The organism is Actinokineospora sp. PR83, assembly GCF_021056305.1.
Taxonomy (GTDB): domain Bacteria; phylum Actinomycetota; class Actinomycetes; order Mycobacteriales; family Pseudonocardiaceae; genus Actinokineospora; species Actinokineospora spheciospongiae.
The window spans coordinates 147,939-171,660 of record NZ_JAJCXD010000035.1; the positions used below are offsets into that span (position 1 = coordinate 147,939).

19 protein-coding genes are annotated in these 23,722 nt (G+C 71.5%); 6 read left to right on the forward strand and 13 right to left on the reverse strand.

Annotated features, from left to right (window positions below):
* Positions 1 to 5 precede the first annotated feature (5 nt).
* A complete protein-coding gene (locus L6E12_RS12390) occupies positions 6 to 2,282 on the forward strand; it encodes a phosphoketolase family protein (RefSeq protein WP_236228044.1) in 2,277 nt (758 codons plus the stop codon).
* A complete protein-coding gene (locus tag L6E12_RS12395; RefSeq protein WP_236228045.1) occupies positions 2,279 to 3,379 on the forward strand; it encodes an acetate/propionate family kinase in 1,101 nt (366 codons plus the stop codon). Before L6E12_RS12390 ends, L6E12_RS12395 begins: the two co-directional genes overlap by 4 nt.
* Before the next feature lie 146 nt (positions 3,380 to 3,525).
* Here L6E12_RS12395 and L6E12_RS12400 read toward each other — a convergent pair whose 3' ends face one another.
* Complete coding sequence (locus tag L6E12_RS12400) at positions 3,526 to 3,798, reverse strand: GlsB/YeaQ/YmgE family stress response membrane protein (RefSeq protein ID WP_236228046.1); 273 nt, start codon at positions 3,796 to 3,798, stop codon at positions 3,526 to 3,528.
* A gap of 370 nt (positions 3,799 to 4,168) precedes the next feature.
* On the reverse strand, positions 4,169 to 4,600 hold the full coding sequence (locus L6E12_RS12405) for an Hsp20/alpha crystallin family protein (protein WP_236228047.1): 432 nt from the start codon (positions 4,598 to 4,600) through the stop codon (positions 4,169 to 4,171).
* 182 nt (positions 4,601 to 4,782) lie between these two features.
* On the opposite strand from L6E12_RS12405, the gene L6E12_RS12410 reads away from it, so the two are divergent.
* Together L6E12_RS12410 and L6E12_RS12415 are read left to right on the forward strand one after the other, a co-directional pair.
* On the forward strand, positions 4,783 to 5,316 hold the full coding sequence (locus L6E12_RS12410; RefSeq protein WP_236228048.1) for a hypothetical protein: 534 nt from the start codon (positions 4,783 to 4,785) through the stop codon (positions 5,314 to 5,316).
* A 143-nt stretch (positions 5,317 to 5,459) separates the two neighbouring features.
* The gene (locus tag L6E12_RS12415; RefSeq protein ID WP_236228049.1) at positions 5,460 to 5,816 is read left to right on the forward strand and encodes an STAS domain-containing protein; all 357 of its coding nucleotides are present in this window, start codon (positions 5,460 to 5,462) and stop codon (positions 5,814 to 5,816) included.
* Positions 5,817 to 5,824: 8 nt separating this feature from the next.
* Here L6E12_RS12415 and L6E12_RS12420 read toward each other — a convergent pair whose 3' ends face one another.
* The gene (locus L6E12_RS12420; protein ID WP_236228050.1) at positions 5,825 to 7,045 is read right to left on the reverse strand and encodes a PP2C family protein-serine/threonine phosphatase; all 1,221 of its coding nucleotides are present in this window, start codon (positions 7,043 to 7,045) and stop codon (positions 5,825 to 5,827) included.
* A gap of 194 nt (positions 7,046 to 7,239) precedes the next feature.
* On the opposite strand from L6E12_RS12420, the gene L6E12_RS12425 reads away from it, so the two are divergent.
* Positions 7,240 to 7,665: an ATP-binding protein gene (locus tag L6E12_RS12425; protein ID WP_236228051.1), complete on the forward strand. Its 426-nt coding sequence runs from the start codon at positions 7,240 to 7,242 to the stop codon at positions 7,663 to 7,665.
* A gap of 25 nt (positions 7,666 to 7,690) precedes the next feature.
* Here the strand turns inward: L6E12_RS12425 and L6E12_RS12430 are convergent, their stop codons facing one another.
* The 3 genes from L6E12_RS12430 to L6E12_RS12440 all read right to left on the reverse strand — a co-directional run bounded on the left by L6E12_RS12430 (position 7,691) and on the right by L6E12_RS12440 (position 11,734).
* On the reverse strand, positions 7,691 to 8,749 hold the full coding sequence (locus L6E12_RS12430; RefSeq protein WP_236228052.1) for an acyl-CoA desaturase: 1,059 nt from the start codon (positions 8,747 to 8,749) through the stop codon (positions 7,691 to 7,693).
* A gap of 219 nt (positions 8,750 to 8,968) precedes the next feature.
* Positions 8,969 to 9,418, reverse strand: a complete 450-nt coding sequence (locus L6E12_RS12435; RefSeq protein WP_236228053.1) for an NADAR family protein — start codon at positions 9,416 to 9,418, stop codon at positions 8,969 to 8,971.
* Positions 9,419 to 9,421: 3 nt separating this feature from the next.
* Entirely contained in the window at positions 9,422 to 11,734 is a 2,313-nt protein-coding gene (locus L6E12_RS12440) for a chitobiase/beta-hexosaminidase C-terminal domain-containing protein (protein WP_236228054.1), read from the reverse strand.
* Between the two features lie 195 nt (positions 11,735 to 11,929).
* Here L6E12_RS12440 and L6E12_RS12445 point away from each other — a divergent pair, with 195 nt between their 5' ends.
* Positions 11,930 to 15,718, forward strand: a complete 3,789-nt coding sequence (locus tag L6E12_RS12445) for a tetratricopeptide repeat protein (RefSeq protein ID WP_236228055.1) — start codon at positions 11,930 to 11,932, stop codon at positions 15,716 to 15,718.
* Positions 15,719 to 15,986: 268 nt separating this feature from the next.
* On the opposite strand, the gene L6E12_RS12450 is transcribed toward L6E12_RS12445, so the two are convergent.
* The 7 genes from L6E12_RS12450 to L6E12_RS12480 form a co-directional block, all read right to left on the reverse strand.
* On the reverse strand, positions 15,987 to 16,652 hold the full coding sequence (locus L6E12_RS12450; protein ID WP_236228056.1) for a lytic polysaccharide monooxygenase: 666 nt from the start codon (positions 16,650 to 16,652) through the stop codon (positions 15,987 to 15,989).
* A 65-nt stretch (positions 16,653 to 16,717) separates the two neighbouring features.
* Entirely contained in the window at positions 16,718 to 17,131 is a 414-nt protein-coding gene (locus L6E12_RS12455; RefSeq protein WP_236228057.1) for a DoxX family protein, read from the reverse strand.
* A 336-nt stretch (positions 17,132 to 17,467) separates the two neighbouring features.
* The gene (locus tag L6E12_RS12460; RefSeq protein WP_236228058.1) at positions 17,468 to 17,887 is read right to left on the reverse strand and encodes a DoxX family membrane protein; all 420 of its coding nucleotides are present in this window, start codon (positions 17,885 to 17,887) and stop codon (positions 17,468 to 17,470) included.
* Complete coding sequence (locus tag L6E12_RS12465; protein ID WP_236228059.1) at positions 17,884 to 18,297, reverse strand: hypothetical protein; 414 nt, start codon at positions 18,295 to 18,297, stop codon at positions 17,884 to 17,886. The genes L6E12_RS12460 and L6E12_RS12465 overlap by 4 nt, the downstream gene beginning before the upstream one ends.
* Positions 18,298 to 18,362: 65 nt before the next feature.
* Positions 18,363 to 19,070: a hypothetical protein gene (locus L6E12_RS12470; protein WP_236228060.1), complete on the reverse strand. Its 708-nt coding sequence runs from the start codon at positions 19,068 to 19,070 to the stop codon at positions 18,363 to 18,365.
* A gap of 312 nt (positions 19,071 to 19,382) precedes the next feature.
* A complete protein-coding gene (locus tag L6E12_RS12475; protein WP_236228061.1) occupies positions 19,383 to 21,704 on the reverse strand; it encodes a family 49 glycosyl hydrolase in 2,322 nt (773 codons plus the stop codon).
* Positions 21,705 to 21,964: 260 nt separating this feature from the next.
* Complete coding sequence (locus tag L6E12_RS12480; protein WP_236228062.1) at positions 21,965 to 23,707, reverse strand: alpha-glucosidase; 1,743 nt, start codon at positions 23,705 to 23,707, stop codon at positions 21,965 to 21,967.
* Positions 23,708 to 23,722: the final 15 nt, after the last annotated feature.

The following is a 23,722-nucleotide window of genomic DNA, read 5'->3' on the forward strand; positions in this document are numbered from 1 at the left end:
TGATCATGGCGAGCACCGTGACGACCCAGCGCTACCGGCGGGCGGCGGACTACCTGTCGGCCGCGATGATCTACCTCAGGGACAACGTGCTGCTGTGCGAACCACTGCGGGTCGAGCACCTCAAGCCCAGGCTGCTCGGGCACTGGGGGACCTGCCCCGGCATCAACTTCCTCTACGCGGGGCTCAACCGGCTCGGTGACGAGCGGGTGCTGCTGGTGACCGGCCCCGGGCACGGTGCCCCGGCCAACCACGCGAACCTGTGGTTGGAGGGCACCCACGAGCACTACGACCCGGCCCTGCGCCGCGATGGCGAGGGGCTGGCCGAACTGGTCCGCCGGTTCTCCTGGCCCGGTGGTTTCCCCAGCCACCTCTCGCCGCAGGTGCCGGGGGTGATCCACGAGGGCGGGGAACTGGGGTACGCCCTGGCCACCGCTTTCGGCGCGGTGCTGGACAAACCGGACCTGCTCGCGGTGTGCCTGGTGGGTGACGGCGAGGCGGAGACCGGCCCCACCGCGGGCTCCTGGCACGCGCTCAAGTACCTCGACCCCCGGCACGACGGTGTTGTGCTCCCGGTGCTGCACGCCAACGGGTACAAGATCTCCTCCCCCACCATCTACGGGTGCATGTCCGACGACGACCTCACCTCGTACTTCCGCGGTGCGGGGTGGTCCCCGCTGATCGTCGACGTGACCCGCACCGACGACCCCGACGCGCTGCTGGCGGAGGCGTTGACCCACGCGCACGGCGAACTGCGGGCGCGGCGGTCGTCGCCGATGATCGTGCTGCGCTCGCCGAAGGGCTGGGGCGTGCCCGAGGTCGACACGGGTGGGGTGCCGCTGGAGGGCACGTTCCGGGCGCACCAGGTGCCGTTGGGGAACGTGCACGACGACCCGGCCGAGCTGCGGCTGCTGGAGTCCTGGCTGCACTCGTACCGACCGGAGGAGCTGTTCACCGAGGACGGTCGACCACACGACGACCTGGTGGCGGGGCTGCCGGGGCTGGGCCGGGTCCCCGAGGCCAACGGCGGTGCGCTGCGCCGCGACCTGCCCCTCCCCGGGCTGGACGACTTCGCCGTGGCGGTCGACGGCCCAGGCACGGCGTCGGCCAGCCCGACCGGGACGGCGGGCAAGTGGCTGGCCCGGCTCATGCGGGATACCGAGGACCGGCGGGACTTCCGCATCGTCTGCCCCGACGAACTGGCCTCCAACAAGCTCGACGCGGTGCTGGAGGCGACCGATCGGGCCTTCACCCCGCCGGTGCCCGGGTACGCCGAGCACATGGGGCCGGGTGGCCGGGTGATGGAGGTGCTGTCGGAACACCTGTGCCAGGGGTGGCTGGAGGGGTACCTGTTGACCGGCGGGCACGGCCTGTTCCCCTGCTACGAAGCCTTCGCCTCCATCGTGGACAGCATGGTCAACCAGTACGCCAAGTTCCTGAAGCTCTCCGCCGAGACCCCGTGGCGCGAACCGGTGGCGTCGCTGAACTACCTGTTGACCAGCGAGGGGTGGCGGCAGGAGCACAACGGCTACAGCCACCAGGGCCCGGGGTTCCTCAACAACCTGCTGACCAAGAAGGCTTCCACCACCCGCATCTACCTGCCGCCGGACGCCAACACCCTGCTGGTGACCCTGCGGAACTGCCTGGCCTCGACCGACAAGATCAACCTGGTGATCGCGGGCAAGAACGAGTCCGCGCAGTGGCTCGGACCGGCCGACGCCGAGCGGCACTGCGCGGCGGGCGCCGGGGTGTGGGACTGGGCGAGCAGCGCCCCCGACGGCGAACCGGACGTCGTGCTGGCGTGCGCGGGCGGCATCCCGACCGTGGAGACCCTGGCCGCGGCCACCCTCCTCCGCGAACACGCCCCGGACCTGCGGGTGCGGGTGGTCAACGTGGTCGACCTGCTCGCCATCGCACCCCGCGACCGCCACCCGCACGGCCTGACCGACCAGGACTTCCGGGCCTGCTTCGGGGACGCGGCGCCGGTGGTGTTCGGCTTCCACGGCTACCCCTCGGCGGTGCACGAGGTGCTGCACGGCAGGGCGGACCCGGCGAGGTTCCACGTGCACGGCTACCAGGAGGAAGGCACCACCACGACCCCCTTCGACCTGCTGGTGGACAACACCATGAGCCGGTACGACCTGGCGGCGGACGCCGTGCTGCGGGCGCGCGGGGACACTGCTGCGGCACGCGGCCTGATCGAGGAACGCGACCGCCTGCGCGGTCTGTCGCACCGCGACGGGGTCGACCCGGCGGAGATCACCGGCTGGCGGTGGTCGGCGTGAGCACCGTGCTGACCGTCAACGCCGGGTCGAACAGCCTCAAGGCGGACCTGATCGACGCCGAGACCGAGCAGGTCCTGCACAGCGCGCACGTCGAGGACCCGCCGGACTCCGACGAGGCGGTCGAAGCCCTGACCGACCTGGTGGGCAAGGCGGACGACGTGACCGCGGTCGCCCACCGCCTCGTGCACGGCGGCCCGGAACTCAGCGCGCCCACCGTGGTCGACGACGACACCCTGGGCAAGGCGCGCAGGGCGGAAAGCCTGGCGCCGCTGCACGTGCCGCCCGCGCTGCGCCTGCTGGAGCGGCTGCGGGGAGAGCTGCCGGACGTGCCGCACGTGCTGTGCCCCGACACCGCCTTCCACGACGGGCTGCCCGAGCACGCCGCGACCTACGCGCTGCCCGCGCAGTGGCGGGAGCGGTTCGGCCTGCGCCGCTACGGCTTCCACGGCCTGTCCTACGGGTGGGCGTCGGACCGGGCGGCGCACCTGCTCGGCAGGCGGGTGGCGGAACTCAACCTGGTGCTGACCCACCTGGGCGGCGGGTGCTCGGTCTGCGCCGTGCGCGGGGGCAAGAGCGTGGACACCTCCATGGGCTTCACCCCGCTGGAGGGCGTGCCGATGTCGCGGCGCTCCGGCAGCATCGACCCCGGTCTCCTGCTGTGGCTGATCCGCGAGGGCGGCATCGACCCGGCGGACCTGGAGGACGCCCTCAACCACCGGTCGGGCCTGCTCGGGCTGTCCGGCGGTCTTTCCGGTGACACCCGCGACCTGGTCCGCGCCGCCGCGGGTGGCGACACCGCGGCGGAGTCGGCGCTGGGGGTGTTCGCCCACCGCGTCCGCCGGGAGATCGCCGCCGAGGCGTCCGCCCTGGACCGGCTCGACGCGGTGGTGTTCACCGGGGAGATCGGGTGGGACCAACCGGAGGTGCGCGCGGCCGTCGCCGCGGGTCTGGGCCTGCTCGGCGTCCGCGGCGAACTCGCGCCCCAGCCCGATGAGGACGCTGTCATCAGCGCACCGGACTCCCCCGTCGCCGTGCTGGCGGTTCAGCCCCGCGAAGACCTCGCGCTCGTCCGCGCCGCCCTCTCCGCACTGGGGTGAGCCGGTCCGAACAGGACTGTTCAACTCGGAATTGTCCGCGGTGGTGCAATTCGTACGCGAATCTCCGCGCACCACAGGGCGTGCGCACAAAGCAGCGGGGGCCGACGGTGTTGCCGTCGGCCCCCGCTGCGGGTCACGCGGAGTGGTTACGCGTGGTGGTGCGTCTTCTTGCCGATCGTGACGCGGTAGATGGCGAGCAGGATCAGCGAGCCGAGGATGGCCAGCAGCCAGGTGCGGATCGAGAAGAAGTCCTGCAGGCCGCCACCGAAGATGGCATTGCCGATGAAGCCACCGATGAGGGCGCCCACCACACCGATCACCGCGGTGACGATGAAACCACCGGGGTCCTTGCCCGGCATGACGGCCTTGGCGATGAGGCCGGCCAGCAGACCGAGAACAACCCAACCGATGATGCCCATCACGAGCTCCTTCCTCATGACCGCGGCTCTTGCGCCACGATCCTCCGTTGCTGGTGGTGAAGTGCCCCCTTTCGCCGGAACTCAATCACCGCGGGGGAAACCCGTTTTCGGCGTACGGGGCACCGGCGCACCGATCAAGCGCATATGCGCTGATCATCGACCACCCGCGCCGGGAAGACCGGCTCCCGGGACATCCACGCGGAATGGGCCCCGGCTGCCACCACCGGCGGAAAACGGACGAGGACCGGGCGTTCGTGGCACCGGTGTGTCCACGGTGGAGCGGACAAGTGGGAGCCCCTCCGGCGGCTCACGCGGACGTGGGACCGCCGCGTGCCCGACCGGCGGGTCGGGCACGCGGCGGTCGGACGGATCAGGACTGGATCTCCTGGGGCCGGTCGGCGCGCACCGCGATCCGGCGCGGCTTGGCCTGCTCGGCCACCGGGATGCGCAGGGTCAGCACCCCCGCGTCGTAGTCCGCGGAGATCTGCTCGGTGTCCAGGGTGTCGCCGAGGAAAAGCTGGCGGGAGAACACGCCCAGCGGTCGCTCGCTGACCTGCACCTGCACGTCCTTCTCGGCGGTCGGCCGCCGCTCGGCCTTGACCGTCAGGACGTTGCGCTCCACGTCGATCTCGATCGCCCCGGGGTCCACCCCCGGCAGGTCGAACGACACCACAAACTCCTGCCCGGACCGGTAGGCGTCCATCGGCATCGCCGAGGGCTTCGACCACGTCCCCGCCGCACCTGCCGCCAGGTGCTGGGCCAGCCGGTCGAACTCGCGGAACGGGTCGGTGCGCATCAACATCGGTTCCACCTCCACGACTCGGGTTCGTCAACACGCAGGAACAGGTATAGCACGTCATCCAAACGATGACAAGTGCTGTGTCGTCCTCTGGATGACGAAGGTGGTCTTGTCCTGCCGCCCACCCGCGTCCCGAGCACAATGGGCCGGACTGGTAGCCGTGCGAACCCGGGAGGCAGTCACCGATGACGCGGGTGGTCATCCAACCGTCGTACGGGAAGGCGGAGACGCGCAGGCACTGGGCGGACACGCTGGACCGCGCCGTGCCGTTCCCCGAGGCCCGGCGCGCGGGAGCGCTGGACGCCGAGCACCTGGCGGGTCTCACCGCCGCGCACCCCGGCGGGACGGCGCGATTCTGGGGAGCCACCGCCCGCCACGACCGGACCATGGAGCACATCGGAGCCGGTGACGTCTTCCTGCTGACCGGCCAGAAGCACGTGCGCGGCATCGGCGTCGTCGGGCACGGCTTCCGCGACCACGCCTTCGCCCGCTGGCTGTGGACCCCGCGACCCCAGGACTGCCTGTGGAGCAACGTCTACAGCTTCACCGACTTCCGCCCCACGTGGATCCCCTATGAAGAGATCTGGGCGCTGCCCGGCTTCAACCCGGGGGACAACTTCATGGGCCTGCGGCTGTTGAGCGAGGAGAAGGGGAACACCATCCTGACCGGACTCGACGTCCTTGCCGAACTCAGGATTCCGACTCCGGTCCAGACCTGACCGCCGGTCGGAGGCTCGACCCGCCACACCGACGTCCTGTCCGGTGTTCCCGGGGGTGAGCAGGTAACGTACAAGCAGCACGCTCCGTGACCGAGTGTCATCAGCGTGACAACACCGATCGCGAACCGTGGAGGGAGTGGGGTGTGAACAACGAGCCGGTGACCGCCACCGTCGAACGGGGAGGGGGTCGTGTCGTCGTCCGCGTCAGCGGCGAGATCGACATGGCCACGGCCCCCGTGCTCGCCGAAGCCCTCGACCGCGCCTTCACCGGGGGCGACCGCGCCCGGGTGGTCGTGGACCTGACCGGGGTGTCGTTCTTCGCGTCCTCCGGCCTCGCCCTGCTCGCCCGGACCAGCGCCCGCGCCCGGGACACCGGCACCGACGTGGTCGTGGTCGTGGCGCCCGGGGGTGCCACGGAGCGCTCCATCACCGTCACCTCGATGGACCGCTCGGTCCGCGTGGTGCACGACCTGACCGAGGCGACCTCCGACAGCGCGTGAACCCGTGCTCAGAGGGTGGGCAGCAGGGAGTGGGGCGCGGCGGTCGACCACTCCACCAGCATGAGCGTGGCGTCGTCCTGGAGCCTGCCGCTCTGGTGCTCCAAGACCGCGTGGACCACCCGGCGGAGGGTTTCCGGCGCGGGGAGCTCGGCGGCCTCGTGCCGCTCGGTGAGGTCGACCAGCCGGTCGAGGCCGAAGGGCACCCCATCGGAGTCGCGCGCCTCGGTCACCCCGTCGGTGTGCAGGAGCAGGCGGTCACCGGGTTCCAGTGATTCGCTGTGCACCCGGACGGGCCGGTCACCGATGAGGTGGCGCAGGCCCAGGGGTGGGCGGGGCTTCCCGGCGAGGGCCTTGACCATCCGCGACCGGCGCAGCACGACCGGCGGCGGGTGCCCGGCGAGCAGGTAGGACAGGACGCCCGTGTGCAGGTCGAGTTCGACCAGGGCGGCGGTCGCGTGCCTGCCGGGGACGTGGCCCGCGTCGAGCACGTCGTCGGCCGCCGCGGCGATCCCGGCCAGGTCGGCCCCCGCCCGGCGGGCGTTGCGGGTCGCGGCGAGCACCATGCTGGTGGTGAGCCCGGCGCGCAGGTCGTGGCCGGTGGAGTCGAACACCGCCAGGTACGCGCGGTCGCGGTCCACGGCGTAGTCGAAGCCGTCACCGCCCACCCGCGCGAACGGCTCCATGATCGCGGAGACCACCACGTTCGGCCCCGCGAAGGTCGACGGCGGCAGTAGCTGCCACAGCAGTTCGCTGGCCACCGTCAGCTCCTCGGTGCGGCGCGTGGTGTGGAACAGGTCGCTGTAGGGGTACTTGGCGACGACGAGGTGACCGACCAGCCCGGCCAGCGCCCAGTAGCGCTCGCGCGTGGTGCTGTCGGTCGGGTCGGCGCCCTCCGGCAGGACCAGGTGCAGCACGCCCACCCGCTCGGTGCCGTCCAACAGCGGCAACCACAGCGCGGGCCGCCCGGACTCCTCGTCCTGCGACGGCATCAGCGCGGTCAGCCGGAACGACCGCCCCGCGACCGTGGCGTCCACCCCCAGCGGCTCGGCGGACCCGGACGGCACCGGGTGCAGCGCGCGCTGCGGCAGGTCGGCGAGGTAGATCCGGGCCCGCATCCCCAGGACCGCGCTCGCCTCGTCGAGCAGGTCGACCAGGTCGTGCGCGGTGGCCACGTGCGACCCCGTGATGAGCTTGTTCAACGCCGTGAACCACGCGGTCTCCGCCACCATGCCCCGACCCTAGAGCCGACGCGCCCCCTGGCCGAGGCCACCCCTCGGCGACCGCACCCGGGCAGGTGGCGAACACCAACCAGCACCGCGCCCCCGGTCGGAGTAGCGTCGGCCGCGTTCGGGCGTCGCAAGAAGGAGTGAGATGCGCGATGGACAGCTCCGTCTCACCGCCGTCCGATGCATCAACGCGCCCGGTGGATGACGCCGACGGCGCCGCCGCCCACTCCCCCGACGCGTCCGCCCTCACGATCGCCGTCCCCGCGATCCCCGCGGGCATCGGCACGGCCCGCGGGCGGCTCGACGCCTGGCTGCGCCAACACGAGGTCATCGGCCCCCTGCGCTGCGACGTCGTCCTCCTCGCCGATGAAGCGATCACCAACGCCGTCGAGCACGGCCACCGCCACCTGGACAACGGCGAAGTCCTCGTCACGGTCACGGTGGACGCCCAGCGCATCACCATCACCGTCGCCGACCGGGGCCGCTGGCGCCCGGAACAGGACGACATCGGCGTCACCCACGGCTGGGGCATCCCGATGATGCACGCCCTGGCCGACCGCATCGAAATCACCTCCGGCGATTCCGGGACCACCCTCACCGCGAACTTCTCCCGGCTGGGGTGATCACCCCCCGGGTCACCGCCAGGAGTCAGCGGGCGGAAGCCCGGCGCAGCGGGGCACCGACCTCGTGCAGGTGCTGCAAGACGTGCCCGTAGGTGCGCAGCAGCCCGCACTGGGCGTATTCGATCCCGCGTTGCAGGCAGAACTCGTGGACCAGCGGCTGTGCGCGGCGCAGGTTCGGACGCGGCATCGTCGGGAACAGGTGGTGCTCGATCTGGTGGTTCAACCCACCGAGCGCCACGTCCACCCAGGGCCCACCCCGGATGTTCCGGCTGGTCAACACCTGCTTCCGCAGGAAGTCCAGCGACTTGGCATCGGTGTAGGTCGGCATCCCCTTGTGCCCGGGCGCGAACGAGCACCCCAGGTAAACCCCCCACAACCCCTGGTGCACAGCGATGAAGGCGACAGCGATCGGCGGTGACAGCACCAGGAACACAGCGGTCAGGTAGACCGCGAAGTGGACGATCAGCAACGCCGCCTCGCGCCTGCGCGACACCGCCCTGTCCTGCCACACGGCCTCGATGCCGGACCAGTGCAGGCTCAGCCCCTCCAGCAGCAGCAGGGGGAAGAAGAGCGCCGCCTGGTGCTTGACCGTCCAGCGGACGAACCCGCTCCGGTCGCGGGCCTGCCCGCGGGTGAAGGCCAGGATCGGGATGTCGAGGTCGGGGTCGGAGTCCTCGTGGTTCGGGTTGGCGTGGTGGCGGGTGTGCTTGCCCATCCACCAGCCGTAGCTGATGCCGACCAGCCCGGCCACGGCGTAGCCGACGCGGTCGTTGGCCCTGGCGGTGTCGAAGATCTGCTTGTGCCCGGCGTCGTGGCCGAGGAAGGAGATCTGGGCGAACACCGCGGCGAGGAACACCGCGGTGCCCAACTGCCACCAGGAGTCGCCCAGCAGGGCGAACGCCACGCAGCCGCCCGCGAGGGCGAGGGCGGTGAGGACGAACTTCACGGCGTAGTAGCCGTGCCGCCGCTGGAGCAGACCGGCGTCCCGGACGATGCGGGACAGGTCGGCGTAGTCGCTCCGCTGCGCGGGGCTGGGGGTGGCGGGGTTGTCCCGGGTGCCGATGGGCACCGCAGACGTAGACATGTGTTGCGTTCCTTCCCGGAGATCTGCGTCGCCGGGGTCAGGGGCAACAGTTCGTACCCGGGAGGAATGCCCTGGAACAGGGTCGCGCAAACAACCCGGCCGATCAGGCAGGCACGTTCTCGGGGAACAGGTCGACGTCGCCCGTGCTGGTGCGCGAGACGATTGGTGAACGTCCCGGTGGCCCGGCCACCGGGGCACCACCGAACGGGATCCCTGGACTCACACCGCCTGGGAGTGGTGGCAGCGCAGCCGGGCACGTGCCTCGGCGAGCGCGAAGCCCAGCAGGTCCAGCCCCGGCCACCGCTGCGGAGCTGTCGCGTCCGGGTCGTGCTCGGTCAGGCCGATGCCCCACACGCGGTCCAGCGGACTGGCCTCGACCAGGACCCGGTCGCCGGTGCCGAGCAGGAACCGCGCCAGGTCGTCGTCCTGCCCGAACTTGGCGAGGCCGCCGTCCACCACGACGGCGAACCGGTGTTCCTCCCAGGTGGGCTGGTCGAAGCCGCGAACCCGGCGGCCCAGGTCCTTGGCCTGCCGGGGGTGCCCGGCGACGAGCACCAGCTCGGCGACCTCCGCGTCCCCGAACCGGCTGCTCCACCGGGTATCGGGGAGAGGGAAGCGGAAGACCCGGGCGCCGCCGCACGGGTGCTGTGCCGCGGCGCCCGGGTCCACCGGTCAGGGGTAGTTGACGACGTTGACCGGGACGGTGCCCGGGGGTGTCACGCCGCCGACGTCGTTGATGACGTGGGTGATCGTTCCCTGGTAGTTCAGGGACACGGTCAGCAGGTTGTGCATCCGCACGCCGGGGGTGTTGGGCACCTCGAAGGCGTGGTAGGCGCTGACCGAGGGGTTGACGTTGAAGAAGCAGTAGCTGCCCAGGCCCCACGCCTCGTGGCTGGTGACCGAGTCGGCGACCTTGTAGGCGGCGTAGCCGTTGAGCCCGTTGGGACTCCGCCAACTCGCCTGGTTCGGCACGTCGTAGGGCATTTCGTTCTGGAAGAAGATGGTCCGGCCGTTCTGGCCGTTCCAGATGACCTGGTACTTCTGGTAGTGCTCGACGAACAGGCCGGTGGCCAGGACGTTGTTGCCGTTGACGATCACGCCGGTGTCGCCGGTGGCCTGGGTCCAGCCCCAGGTGCCCGCGTTGCCGTGGTCGGCCCGCCAGGCCCAGATGTGGTCGATGACCGCGTTGGCGCTGTTGACGACCAGGCTGGTGGTCGCCTTGCCCGCGATGGCGCCGCCGATGCGGAAGAAGACGTCCTGGATGGTGGTGGGGTTGGTGGCGTGCGACGCCGACGAGCCCGCCGGGCCGACGGTCAGGAGCGCGGCGGAGTTGGTGGTGCCCGCGTCGAAGAGCAGGCCCTTGAGGCGGACGCCGTCGACGTCGGCCACCTGCATGGCGTTGACGCCGTTGTCCGGGATGAGCGTGGGGTAGCCGATGCCGAGGACAACGGTGTCGGCCCTGGTGACGTTGAGGGTCTGGTCGAGGTGGTAGATGCCCGGGGTGAACAGCAGGTGGCACCCGGAGGCGAGGGCCGTGTTGATCGACGAGGCGGTGGCGCCGGGCTTGACCACGAAGAACTGGCTCATCGGCAGCGACGTGCCGGGGGTGCTGCCGCTCGCCCAGCTCGGGCCGGAGGCGTTGGTGCGCAGGGCGGGCTGGAACACGCGGTACTTGCCCGCGCCGTCGACGTAGAGGTAGGGCACGTCGCGGGAGACCGGGGTGGTGGCGAGGGTGGTCTCGGGCGGGTTGGGGAAGGTGTTGGCGGGGGCGCCGGACGTGCCGGAGAACACCATGTTCCACACGCCGCCCGCCCAGCTCCCGTAGGCGCTGTCGCGGGTGTACCACTGCTGCTGCGACACCGAGGCGGTCTGGCCGGAGACCTTCGAGTCGGCGATGTAGCCGCCGCTGGCGAAGCCGTAGCTGGCCGGGTAGAGCTGGAGGCTGCCGCGGATGTCCATGCGGCGGAACGGCGCGGCCTGCGCCACGGCCCAGCGGGTGGCGCCGCTGCTGGGGTTGACGGCCAGGTTCTCCGTGGAGCGCCAGAAGTTCTGCAACGCCACGCCCTGGTCGGACTCGTTGAACGCGTCCACCGTGATGTCGCCGTTGATCACCACGTCGCCCGGGTTCTGGCCCAGGCCTGCGACGGAGGTGTAGTAGCCGACGTTGTCGCGCACGGCGTAGGTGCCGGGCTTGAACAGGTGCGCGACCCGGCCGGTGCCCATCTGCGCGGTCAGGGTGTCCTTCTGCGCGGCGAAGTCGGCGTCGAGCCGGGCCTGGATGGTGGCCGCGGGCATGCTCGGGTCGAAGACGCGGGTGTTGGGGCCGAAGTCCGGGGTGTCGGACTGGGTGGGGCAGGTCGCCGCGGAACCGCCGATCGTGTACGACGCGGTCGCGGTGGCGGAGGTGGTCAGGCCGCTCTTGAGCGCGATCGCCTTGACGGTGCGCGAGGAGGGGACGCTGATCGGCGCGGAGTACAGCGTCGAGGAGGCCGTGGGGGTGGAGCCGTCGACGGTGTAGCGGATGGTCGCGCCGCTGGTCGCCGTCGAGAGGGTGACCGTCTGCGCGGTCGCGTACGTGCCGCCGCCGGGGCTGAACGCCGGGGCCGCGACCGAGCCGGTGCCGCCGCCGTGGGTGTAGGTGAAGTGCGGGGTGTCGTACTGCGGGCCGCTCTTCTCGTAGGTGAACCAGTAGTCCAGGAGCGCGCCGGTGCTCAGCGACCCGACCGTCTGCCGCCAGGTGCCGCCGGACTCGGTCATCCGGAGGTTCTGCTGCCCGCCGCCGTTGACCTGGTAGTGGATGTCGACGTACCGGGCGACCGTGGTCGGGGTGAACGACACCTGGGCCTGGGAGGTCGACACCTGCGTGGCGCCCTGCGTGTAGTCGGCCGCCGCCGACGCCGTGCCGCCGGTGGCGACCAGCGCGGAGAGGGCCAGTGCCGCCGAGGCGACCAGTGCACCCGGTCGCCACGTCCGCCTTTTTCGCATCACGAGATCACACCCCAATGACGAAGGTAGTAGCCGCGGACGACCAGTCCCGGGGTGCGCCCATTGGACTAGACCATAAACGGCGAGCCGCCGTCGGCGATAGGGACATCCGGAGGAATCCGGGCGGCCGTACCGAATACGGTCATTCCGGCCCGCCGCGGGCACCCCCGGCGCGATACTGCGGTGGGAGGTCCGATGGCGAAGAAGGTGCGGCGGCGACGGCCGCTGGTCGGCGGCGTGGTGGTCGGGGTGCTGCTGCTCCCCATCGCGGTCAACATCGCGACGGACGCGCTGCCGGAGGGGTGGGGTCGCTTCGCCTGGATCGGCCTGCCGGTGTCCCTGGTGCTGACCGTCGTGCTGGCCGTGCACGAACGCCGCGCCGACGCCCGCCCCGCCGTGCTCGAACCCCTCCCCCGCTCCCCCGCGCCGGACCGCGCCGGGCTCGCCGACCGGCCCAGCACCCTGCTCGACGCGCGCAGCGCGGTGGTGCCGTTCACCGGCCGGGAGACCGAGCTGGCCGCGCTCACCGCGTGGCGCGACGCCGACACCGCGGGCCCGTCCGCGCTGCTGCTGCACGGTCCCGGCGGCCAGGGCAAGTCGCGGCTGGCGGCCCGCTTCGCCGAGCTGTCCGCCGCCGACGGGTGGGTGGTGGCGCAGGCCAGGCATGGCGTGGCCCCCGACGAGGCGGCGGGCGGCCGGGCGGGCAGGCGCAGGCTGCTGGTGGTCGTGGACTACGCCGACCGGTGGGCGCACCCGGAACTGGTGGCGCTGTTCGCCGACCCGGCGCTGGCCGGGCCCCGCGTGCGGGTGCTGCTGATCGGCCGCACCGTGCAGTGGTGGGCGGCGCTGCGCGGCGAACTGCGCTCGACGGGCGTGGCGGTGGGCGACCTGCTGCTGGGCGAACTGGCCGAGGAGCCCGCCGACCGCGAACGGGTCTTCACCGCCGCCCGCGACCGGTTCGGAGGAGTTCTGGGAGTGCCCGAGCCGATCACCGAGCCCGTGCCGGACCTCGACGGCCCCGACTACGGGCAGGTGCTGGCGCTGCACATGGCCGCGCTCGTGTCCGCCCTGACCGTGCGCTTCCCGGGCGAACCGATGCCGCGCGGGGTCGAGGGCATCGCGGCGTACCTGCTCGACCGCGAGCGCATGGGCTGGCGCAGGCTGCACGGCACCCGGCAGCTCGGCGAGGAGTTCGACACCCCGCCCACGGTGCTGGCTCGCGCGGTGTTCACCGCCGTCCTGGGCGGGCCCGCCGCGCACGCCGACGCCGTGGCCCGGTTGGAATCCCTGCGCCTGGGACCGGCCGAGCGCGTCCTGACCGACCACCGGTTCTGCTACCCGCCGCGCGACCGCGCCCTGGAGCTGGAACCGCTCCTGCCCGACCGGCTCGCGGAGGACTTCGTCGCGCTGCTGCTGCCCGGGCACCACGTCACCGGCTACGACCCGGACCCGTGGTCGGCCGACGTGCCCCGGGCGCTGCTCGGCCTCGACCGGCCCGACGAGCCGGACCCGGCGGTGACCGCGCGGACCGTGACCGTGCTGGCCTCGGCCGCCGACCGGTGGCCGCACGTGGCCGGGCGGCTCGGCGACCTGCTGACCGAGCGCCCGGACCTGGCCGTGCGCGCGGGCAGCGCCGCCCTGGCCGCCCTCGCCGCCGCCCGCCACCTGGACACCGACGTGCTGCTGGCGGTCGAGCCGCACCTCCCCCGGGGCCGCCGCGCCGACCTGGACGCGGGCGCCGCCGCGGTCACCGACCGGCTCGTCCGCGAGCGGGTCGACGACCGGACCCGGCTGCACGACGCCGCGTCCTGGTACTCCCGGCTCACCACCCGGCTGGCGCACGCGGGCCGGGTGGCGGAGGCGGTGCGGGCCGGGTACCGGGCGCTCGCCGCCCTGGACCGGCTCACCGAGCTGGACCCGGGTGCCCACGGCGCGGACCGGGCGATCTGCCTGATGGACGTCGGCGGTTTCCTGTCCGACCTGGGCAGGCACCGGGAGGCCGTCGAGCACACCGGCCGGGCCGTGGACCTGCTGCGCGAGATCGGGAACCGGCCCGCGCTGGCGCTGGCGCTGTCCAACTACGGCAACCAGTTGCAGAACACCGGCAGGCGCGGCCCGGCCGTGGCGGCGGCGCAGGAGTCCGTCGACCTGCACCGGGCGCTGGCGGGCACAGACCTGACCGACCCGCCGCGCTTCGCGTTCGCGCTGAACGGGCTGGGCACCAGGCTCATGGCGGTGAACCGGGACGCGGAAGCAGCCGGGGTGCTGGCCGAGGGCGTCGCCGCCTACCGGCCGCTGGTGGCGGCGGACCCGCAGGCGCACCTGCCCGGCCTGGCGCGGGCGCTGACCAACCTCGGTACCGCGCACTTCCGGCTCGGTGCCGCCGACGAGGCGCTGCGGTGCTCGGCGGAGGCGGTGTCGATCCGGCGCGGGCTGACCGAGGCCAACCCCACGGCGTACCGCGCCGACCTGGCGCTGTCGCTGCTGAACCACGCGGGCAGGCTGTCGGACGTGGGCCGCGACGGCGAAGCGGTCGAGGTGGCGGCCGAGGCCGTGGTGGCGGCCCGGCGGCTGGTCCGGCTCGACCGGACCGCGCACGAACCGGTGCTGGCGCACGCGCTCGCCGCCGAGGGCGCCATCCTCGCCGAAGTGGACCGGGAGCGGGCGGTGGGATCGCTGCGCGAGGCCGCCGGGCTGTACCGGCGACTGGCCCAGGTCGACGACGGTTTTCAATCCTATGTGGAGGCCGTGGTGCGAAACCTGGGCATCCTGGGCGAGCAGTCACCGGAGGGGCCGGATACCGCCGCCGTGGTGGCGTTCAACGAGGGCGTGCGGCTGGCGCAGGCCGGTCGGGTGGCCGAGGCCGCGGAGCGCTACCAGTGGGCCGCAGAGGCGGGCCTGCCGCAGGCGATGTTCAACCTGGGCCACCTGCACCTCGACGGCGACCGACCCGCCGAGGCAGAAGCGTGGCTGACCCGGGCCGTCGCGGCGGGCCAGACCGCGGGCTGCCACGACCTGGGCGTGCTGCACTGGCAGCGGGGCGACCGGGGCACCGCCCGGGAGTGGTTCCACCGGGGCGCCGAGGCGGGGGCGACGAACGCGATGATCTCGCTGGGCGCGGCCCTGTGGTCCGACGGCGACCTGGACGGCGCCGCGACCTGGTTCACCGCCGCCGCCGAGGCCGGGGACGCCGACGGGGACTTCCGCCTGGGGCTGCTCCGCGCGGAGCAGGACCGCCCGGCCAACGCCCGCACCCACCTCGAACGCGCGGCCGAGGCGGGCCACGCGGGAGCGGCCCGGGAACTGGCCGACCACCTCATGCGGAACCAGGAGCTCCAGGGGGCCGCGGGCTGGTGGCGGGTCGCCCGCGCCAGGGAGGAACCCGCCGTCGAACCGCCACCCACCCCCGCACCGCCGAATCCCCTCACCGAAGCCGCCCAGGAGCGCGGTGTGCCTGCGCTGTCCTTCACCCCGAACCAGGGCATCGAGTTCGCCGCAGCCATCCTGGCGCGAACCGTGGGCGGCCTCCTCGCGGAGGGCCGGATCGACGACGCCCTCTCCGCCTACCGCGAGAGCATCGAATCCCACGGGCGCCTGCTGGACGGACACCGCGCGGGCGCGTTCCCGATGGGCGACGACATGCTGCACAGCGTCCTGCGCCGAAGCGCGATGACCAAGGTCGAACTGGCCCACCTCGAACACACCGCGGGCCACCACGAGGCCGCGCTGGAGCGCAGCGAGGAGGCCGTGGCGGAGCTGGGCGCGCTGTCCGCCCGCACCGGCGACGTGCTGACGCTCGCCCTGGCGCAACTCGTCTTCGCCTTCGTGCGCCAGCAGCAGGGGGTCGACACCGAACGGGCCGCGGACGCGATCGCCGAATCCGTCGCCACCCTCACCCGGCTCGTCGCGACCCACCCGGAGGTCGTCCGCGACCTGGAGAACGCCCGGACCGTCCAGCGCTTGCTCGCCGAACAACTCGGCTGACCCCGAGCGGATCAGCGACAGGCGTAGAGGTCACCGGCGTGCGCGGTCGGCGACGGCGGCCCCGGGATGATCCGGAAGCCGCAGGCGGCGGTCAGCGGTGATCGCCGCGGCGCCGGGGTCGACCTCATTCGCGCATCTGGTGGATCGGCTGCGCGAGGTCGACGCCGCCTCCATCATCGGTGGCTTGTGCGCCGCTCCTGCCTGCCGGGTTGGCCCCGGCCCCCGAAAACGGGCGCTTTCGGGGGCCGGGGCTTCAGGACCGGGTTGTTCAGCCGAAGTCGACGTCACTGCACAGGAAGTACTTCTGGTCCATGTGCGACGCCTTCCAGACCGTGATGACGACGTGGCGCCCGGTGTAGCCGGAGGTGTTCACCTCGGTCCGGTAGTCGAGTTGGGACGGGTACCGGCCGGTCTGCTTGATGAAGTCCAGGTTGTTCCAGCCGATGGTCGACGTGGCCGGGTCGAAGCCCTGCTTGGTGATGTAGATCTTCAGGTAGTCGGCGCCGTGCCTGGCCACGTCCTGGACCTGGACGGGGAACGTGCTGCCGACCTTGGTCATCCGCCACGGGCCCGGGTTGTCCATCGGGCCGTACCGCCCCGCCTCGGCGCGCCCGGCGCTGCAGATCTGGCCGTTGGGGACGACGTGCTCGATGTCCTCGCCGAGGTTGTTGGCGTACAGGGCGTTCCAGTTGTACATCGCGTCGGGGCTCTGGTGCCACGCGAGGTGGCACATGGGGTCCTGCTCCTGCATGCCCGGGGCGTCGGGGCCGGACCAGCGGGTGGCGCAGCCGTAGTTGCGGGTCGGCGGGTCGACGACGGTGCCGTGCGCCGAGGCGCGGGTCTGGTGGAAGCTCAGCAGCGATGCGACGACGGACAGCAGCACGGCGATGTGCAGGGCCGTCCGGCGCCGGGGCGCCGACAGTGTGGCGTGCATGGATCAGTCCTTCCGAGTACTCGATGTGTGTGTGGCCATCGGGTCGAGCGGTTCGGCTGTGGCGATCACCTCCTCCGCCGGACGTCGACCCGCGGGCGGGTGAGCAGTTCGGACAGCGCCCACCGGCCGGGGCCGAGGACGGCGATGAGCAGGAACGCCCAGCAGAACAGCGCGGCGGGCTCGCCGCCGTTCTCGATCGGGAGCAGGCCGTGCGGCTGGTGCGCGGTGAAGTAGGCGTAGGCCATGGAGCCGGAGCACACGGCGGCGGCGGCCCGGGTGGCCATCCCGAGCAGCACCAGCGCGCCGCCCAGGAGCTGGATGACCGCGGCCCACCAGCTCGGCCACTGCGCGAGGTCGGGCGTCCGGCCTCCGTGCGGACCGCCCAGGACGCCGAAGAGGGTGGCCGCGCCGTGACAGGCGAAGAGCAGCCCCACGACGCACCTGAACAGGCTCAGTGCCAGTTCCCGGCTGTCGGCCATCGGTTCCACGGTGGTCCCCTTCTGCGGTGAGCGCCGTCGCCGGTGGTGGCGAACGGCTTGGTGACGAGGTGGCGGGGCCCACGGTGGCGTCGCCATCGGTTGGTCCGTGACGACGCCACCGCCCCTGCGGGAGTGGGGTCGCAGGCCGCCACCGGCGACCCCACTCACCCCTGCGCGGTTCGGGCCCGGCAGGGGTGTCCGGGGCGTTCCAGGCAGTCGCGCCGTTGACCGCGTGGTGATCTCGGCGGTGAAGCGCGAATACCAGCCGCCCTGTGCGTGGTGGTGCGCCGCGCGCCGCTCCGCGTCGCGGATCGCACGTGCCACCTCGTCCGTGGGCTATTCCCCCGCACCGATCAGGGCTTCGGAGCGTTGTGGCTGACCAGCGGCCATGAGCACCAGGCACGCGGTGATGAGCACGAGGTTCTTGACCACGAACTCGCCCTCGGTGGTGAGCAGCAGCGGGTTGCCCGCCTGGAACGCCACCTGCGGCTGGACCACCAGCACCAGGAACGTCCCCAGCAGGTGGGCCACCGCCACGCCCGCGACCCAGCGCAGCAGGCGCCCGAGCCACAGCGCCACACCGAGCGCGACCTCCGCCGCGCCCAGGGAGGCCAGCAGCAGCGGGCGGTCCAGCCACGGCACGGTGCGGGCCACCAGGTCGGCCACCGGTGTCAGGTCGGCGAGCTTGAGGGCGCCGAACCAGACGAACACCAGCCCGAGCGAGCCGCGCAGCAACGCGATCGCGCGGGCGTTCACGGCGCACCGCAGGTGGTGGTGTCGGCGGGCTCGACGCGCCACTGCCCGTCGCGCAGGTGCAGCAGGTGCTCGCCGGTGCGCTCGCCGTGGCGCCAGGTGACCCTGGCGAGGTCCGGTCCGTCGGCGACGACGCCGAGCACCTCGTACGGGACTCCGGGTTCGCAGTGCGCGAGCCGGTCGACGAACACCTCCCGCGGATCGCGCCGCTGGGCGTCGGCGGTCCACATGTCCCACGCCGCGGTCGGGTCACCACCCGAGAGCAGGCCGAGGTAGGTGGTGGCGACCCCGCGCAGCCGCGCGGCGTCCTCCGCCGTCGTCGAGTGGTGCCGGTGGTGCTGGTGGTCGGTTTCGCCGGACGCGCACCCGGTGGTGACCGCGGCGCTCAGGGCGAGGCAGACAAGGGTTCTCATGTGCGTCCTCCCGGGGTGGCCGGGCAGCGGCCCCGCGCCGTTGCGGGACCGCCACCCACCTGGCATCAGTTGCCCAGGCGCTTGGTGCCGTACTGGGAGACCCAGTCGTTGCCGCCGACGTCCATGTCCGCCAGGACCTCGACGGAGTCACGCGTGGTCTCCAGGCCCACCGAGCCCTGGTCGGCGCCTGCCAGCTCGTAGGTCCAGCTCTGCCCGACCGGGATGGTGCGGTCGGGCAGCGGCACGTCGTGGAAACCGAACCGGATGATGTAGTGCGACTCGCCGTTGCCGCGGGGGACCTCGATGTAATCCTGCTGCGGGTGTCCGTACTGGACGGAGGCCCGGTAGTGGTGGTCGACCGAACCCGAGGGGGCGCGGAACTTCAGCACCAGGCAGTCGGTGTGCACGGGCGCGCCGCTGGTGTTGGTGAAGACCAGCTTGCGGCTGCCGTAGGCCGTGCCGCCTTCGAGCTGCACCTTGACCGACAGTCCGACGTTGCTCGTGAAGCTGGTGTTGAGCGGCTCGTCGAGGACCGGGTTGCGGCCGGGTGCGGCGTGGTCGGTGCCGCGGCGGCACCGCTCCAGCGGCGAGCCGTCCACCGAGGAGGGGCCGTCCGGGTACTGCTGGCCGTGGGCCGCTGGTCCCGCGCTCACGGGGGACGTGACCGCGATGACGTTCGCGCTCGCGGGCAGCGCGGACACGACGGCCGCCGCGGTCAGCGCGAGACCGGCGACTCCGGTCGCCGACCACGTCGTCCTGGCTGACTTCTTCATGGGTGTGCCTCCGTCAAGAGCGGAAGGAAGCACCGGGGGGAAATGTGTCCCGCCGGGGCTGGAACACCGTGGCGGCGGCTTCTTCAGGTTAGTGAGACGAACTTTTCAGTGTCAATGAGGAAAAGCGGTGCTACCCGATCAGACCAATACTGACATTCATTGTGCGACTTTCCGGAGTGGCGATTTCTTCCGGGCGCGGTTCCACGGCGATCCACCTGCCACGGGCGAATCGCTTGTCGGTTGTGGACGGGAACGGGCCGGTGGCCGCAGGCCGGGTGGTGCGGGTGCGCCTGCGGCCACCGTGCGGGTCGGTCAGCCGGTGAGGGTCCACTTCTGGCTGTTCCAGGTGCCGCAGTCCCACAGGTGCAGCCGGGCACCGGCGGTGGTGCTCTGGGCCTCGACGTCCAGGCAGCGGCCGGACTTGAGGTTCTTCAGGACGCCGCCGGACTGGAAGGCCCACTTCTGGCTGTCCCAGGTGCCGCAGTCCCACAGGTGGGCCTTGGTGCCGTTGGCGGTGGCCCCGCCCTCGACGTCGAGGCACTTGCCGCCGGACTTCAGTTGCTGCCCGTCGAGCGCCCAGGTCGTGGACGGCGAGTCGGCGCAGGTCCCCTGCTGCACGGCGGTGCCGTTGGCCGTGCCGCCGCCCGCGCGGTCGACGCACTTGGCGCTCGCCCCGTTGACGATCATGCTGCCTGCGCCGGGGTCCGGCCCCGGGCCCGGGTCACCGCCGCCAGGGCCCCAGGCGTTCCAGTTGTCCCAGGTCTCGGCGTCGAAGCCGATCCGGCCGAGCTGGTCCGCGGCCCAGTTGGAACCGGACTTGTTGATGGCGGTGCCGCCGACGGTGTAGTTCTCCAGCTTCAGGCCGCGGCTGTCCCTGGTCTCGTTGCCCAGGTTCACCTTCTGCCCGCTGCTGTTGCTGTACCGCTTGAAGAGGCTGACCTGGGAGGAGGCGTCCAGGTGGCTCCAGGCGTCGATCTTGAGGTTCTTGACGTGGATGTTCTCGGTGCTGGACAGGGCGAAGACGCGGATCGCGCAGTTGGTCATGCCTTCGACGGTGATGTTCTCGAAGGTCATGTTCTTCACCCGGCTGCTGGGGTTCGCCGTGGTGGTCGAGCCCGTGTTCTCCCAGTGCGAGGAGGAGTTGAGGATGCAGGTGTTGTACTTGACGTCCTTCCAGTACATCCGGTTGTGGATGACGTGGGTGTTGCTGACGCGCACGTTGTCGATGTCGCGGGGGGTCCAGCCCCACTGGATGACAGGACCGTTCTCGTTCTTCCAGATCACCGTGTTGTCGATGTTGACGTCGCTGTGGTACATCTTCAGCACGTCGTCGTTGGCGTTGAAGAACGTGTTCTTCATGGTGCTGCCGCGGTAGAGCTCGATGCCGTCGGTCTGCCAGTACCAGGAACCGACCTGCTTGTAGTTCTCGACGCGCATGCTGAAGGTCTGCTCGTCGCCGTAGACGACGAACGAGTGGTACGGCGGCTCGTTGATGGTCACGCCCTGCAGGTCCAGGTGCTGCTGCCTGCCCTGGGCCGAGGCGAACTGCAGCATCTTCACGCAGGTGGAGTGGCAGTTGGACGCACCGGAGAGGTGGTCGTAGTTGTTGGCGGTGTCCGCCTCGTAGACGTACTGCTCACCGGAGAGCACGCCGTAGCCGGTGACCTTGTACAGGCCCTGGCTGTCGTCGGGGAAGCGGATGGCACCCTTCACGTAGGCCCCGGGTGCCAGGTAGACCCACTTGACCTGCTTGGGCAGCAGGGCGTGGTACTTCGGGGTCATGTAGTAGGTGCCGGGCCGGAAGTACACGATCTCCTCGCTGATCGTGTTCAGGTTGGTGACCTGGCCCTGCGGCGGGTAGTAGGTGCTGCCCGACGCCGCGGTGGGGATCAGCCGGTCCTGCTCCGCTCCGGCGGGCGCCGGTTCGGCGAAGATCATCATCGAGTTGCGCGGCTCGGTGTGGATGGCGCGGTTGCCGTTGCCCGAGTCGGTGGTGAGCTTGCCCGCGTCGGTGGCGGGCCCCGACATGTCGTTGTACGCGGTGTAGAGCTGCGGGTCGAACTCGACGGAGAAGCGATGGCCCGCCGCGCTGTAGGGGACCTTGACGCGGACGGTGTCGCCGTCGACGAGCTGCTTGGTGAAGTCCAGGCTGCTGGGCTTGATCTTGACCTGGTCGGCGGAGGAGATGCTCTGGCCGGTGCGCAGGGAGACCTCCACCCACACGTCGGTGGTGTACTGGAAGGACGACCAGCTCATCGTCAGGTTCGCCGACGAGGAGAACTCGGCACCGTCCTCCTTGGTGTAGCCGATCTTCCCCTTCCCGCTGCGCGGGATGCTCATGTACGCGAACGAGTCGTACCTGGTGCCGGGCGCCGCGGCGGTGGCGACCTGGACGTCGTAGAACGACGAGCGCCTGACCTTGTCGTTCGCCACCGGGGTGCCGGTGTTGAACTCGTGGTTGTCGTGCCACCACGTCTTGAGCTGTGGGGTGTCGGCCGTGGAGACGGCAGCGGCGACGGCCTGGGTCCGGGGCACCTGCGCGCTCGCCGTCCCGGTCGGCCCGACGGCACCGGCCAGGGCGAGCGCCAGGCCCGCGGCGAGCGCCGCGGGCCTGCTCAGTCTTGCTGTGGGCATGGCGAAGTCCTCTTCTCGTCATTGGGAAGGGTGTGCGTCGTCATGGATTCGTGCTTGGCGCAGAAGCGCAGGCGTGCTCCGCCTGAGCGGATTGCCGACGGGCGGCCGTGTTGTCCCGGCCGATGTGTCGGATTCGGGGACGAGGAAATGCGAAATGGTTGCCCTCGCCGTGAAGGCGGTGGGCCTTTTCCAGAATAATGGATCGATGGTTTCTTCGTCAATGAGCAGGAATCGGCCGTCGCGCGATCAGGTCGGCTCCGTCATCCGTTGCGCCCCGACTTCCTGAAGACGTGCGCCGACCACGGTTCCATCGCGACCCGACCATTGACGACAGACGGCTTCTCTACATTGGACAGCAACAGGTCGGCCGCGGACCACCCACCGTCCAGGGTGGCGGTGTGCGGTGTGCCGCTGAGGTTGGCCACGACCAGCAGCCGGTCGTCACCCAACCTGCGTTCGTAGGCGTAGAGGTGCGGGTCGTCGGCCAGCAGCATCCGGAAGTCGCCCAGCGCCACCACCGGGTCGTCGTGGCGCAACCGGATGAGGCGGCGGTAGTGGTTGAAGACGGAATCCGGGTCGTCGTACTGGGCCTGCGCGTTGAGCCAGGTGTGGTTGGGGTTGACCGCGATCCACGGCTCGCCGGTGGTGAACCCGGCGGTGGGGCTGGAATCCCACTGCACGGGCGTGCGGGCGTTGTCGCGGCTCATCGCGCGCAGGCCGCGCAACACCGATTCCGGATCACCGCCCGCGGTGGTGACCTCGGCGTGGTGGTTGAGCGATTCGACGTCGCGCAGTTCGTGCAGGCCCGCGAACGGCGCGTTGGTCATGCCCAGCTCTTCGCCCTGGTAGACGAACGGCGTGCCGCGGTGCAGGTGCAGCACGGTGGCCAGGGCGGTGGCGGACTCGCGCCAATACCGGCCGTCGTCGCCGAAGCGGGACACCACGCGGGGCTGGTCGTGGTTGTTCCAGTACAGGCTGTTCCAGCCGACCTCGCCCAGTTCCCGCTGCCACCGGCCCAGGGATGCCTTGAGGTCGCGCAGGTCCAGCGGCGTGGGGTCGAACTTGCCGCCGGGGCCGTGGTCGAGGGAGACGTGCTCGAACTGGAACACCATGTCCAGCTCGCGCCGTCGCGGGTCGGTGAACAGCCGGGCGTCCGCCCAGGTGACACCGGGCATCTCCCCCACGGTCAGCAGTTCGCCCGACCGGCCGTCGAACACCTCCCGGTGCATCTCCTGGAGGAATTCGTGGATGCGCGGTCCCGTGCCGTAGTGCGGGAACCCGTCACCGAGGCCGCCGGTACCGGTGGTGGCGCCGTCGGGCAGGTCGGGGTCCTTGGAGATCAGGTTGATGACGTCCATCCGGAAGCCGTCCACGCCCCGGTCCAGCCACCAGCGCATCATCTCGTGCACGGCGTGGCGGACTTCGGGGTTCTCCCAGTTCAGGTCCGGCTGCTGGGACGCGAACAGGTGCAGGTAGTACTCGCCGGTCGTCTCGTCGAGGGTCCAGGTCGGGCCGGAGAAGAACGACTCCCAGTTGGTGGGCTCCGCTCCGGGCTGCCCCGCGTCGAACCCCTGGCGCGGTGGGCGCCACCAGTACCAGTCGCGCTTGGGGTTGTCCTTCGACGACCGGGACTCCACAAACCACGGGTGCTCGTCGGAGGTGTGGTTGACCACCAGGTCCATCACCAGCTTCATGCCGCGGGCGTGCACCTGCGCCAACAGGCGGTCGAAGTCCTCCAGCGTGCCGAACGCGGGGTCGATCGCCCGGTAGTCGGAGATGTCGTAGCCGTTGTCGGCGTGCGGGGAGGCGTAGACGGGCGAGAGCCAGATGACGTCGACGCCGAGCCGTTCCAGGTGGCCCAGCCTGCTGATCAGGCCGGGCAGGTCCCCCACGCCGTCGCCGTTGGAGTCGGCGAAGCTGCGCGGGTAGACCTGGTAGACCACGGCGGAGGTCCACCACGGGGCTGTGGCCAGGGTCGGGGTCACCGTCTGGTCGAGAGTCATGGGTGTCCTTCGTGG

Bases quoted from the DNA above. Each gene is read 5' to 3' on its own strand.
- L6E12_RS12390 (WP_236228044.1), top strand. From the start codon at position 6: ATGGCGAGCACCGTGACGACCCAGCGCTACCGGCGGGCGGCGGACTAC.
- L6E12_RS12465 (WP_236228059.1), bottom strand. From the start codon at position 18,297: ATGAGAACCCTTGTCTGCCTCGCCCTGAGCGCCGCGGTCACCACCGGG.
- L6E12_RS12450 (WP_236228056.1), bottom strand. From the start codon at position 16,652: ATGCACGCCACACTGTCGGCGCCCCGGCGCCGGACGGCCCTGCACATC.
- L6E12_RS12430 (WP_236228052.1), bottom strand. From the start codon at position 8,749: ATGTCTACGTCTGCGGTGCCCATCGGCACCCGGGACAACCCCGCCACC.
- L6E12_RS12480 (WP_236228062.1), bottom strand. From the start codon at position 23,707: ATGACTCTCGACCAGACGGTGACCCCGACCCTGGCCACAGCCCCGTGG.
- L6E12_RS12445 (WP_236228055.1), top strand. From the start codon at position 11,930: ATGGCGAAGAAGGTGCGGCGGCGACGGCCGCTGGTCGGCGGCGTGGTG.
- L6E12_RS12455 (WP_236228057.1), bottom strand. From the start codon at position 17,131: ATGGCCGACAGCCGGGAACTGGCACTGAGCCTGTTCAGGTGCGTCGTG.
- L6E12_RS12475 (WP_236228061.1), bottom strand. From the start codon at position 21,704: ATGCCCACAGCAAGACTGAGCAGGCCCGCGGCGCTCGCCGCGGGCCTG.
- L6E12_RS12410 (WP_236228048.1), top strand. From the start codon at position 4,783: ATGACGCGGGTGGTCATCCAACCGTCGTACGGGAAGGCGGAGACGCGC.
- L6E12_RS12440 (WP_236228054.1), bottom strand. From the start codon at position 11,734: ATGCGAAAAAGGCGGACGTGGCGACCGGGTGCACTGGTCGCCTCGGCG.
- L6E12_RS12420 (WP_236228050.1), bottom strand. From the start codon at position 7,045: ATGGTGGCGGAGACCGCGTGGTTCACGGCGTTGAACAAGCTCATCACG.
- L6E12_RS12400 (WP_236228046.1), bottom strand. From the start codon at position 3,798: ATGGGCATCATCGGTTGGGTTGTTCTCGGTCTGCTGGCCGGCCTCATC.
- L6E12_RS12470 (WP_236228060.1), bottom strand. From the start codon at position 19,070: ATGAAGAAGTCAGCCAGGACGACGTGGTCGGCGACCGGAGTCGCCGGT.
- L6E12_RS12405 (WP_236228047.1), bottom strand. From the start codon at position 4,600: ATGTTGATGCGCACCGACCCGTTCCGCGAGTTCGACCGGCTGGCCCAG.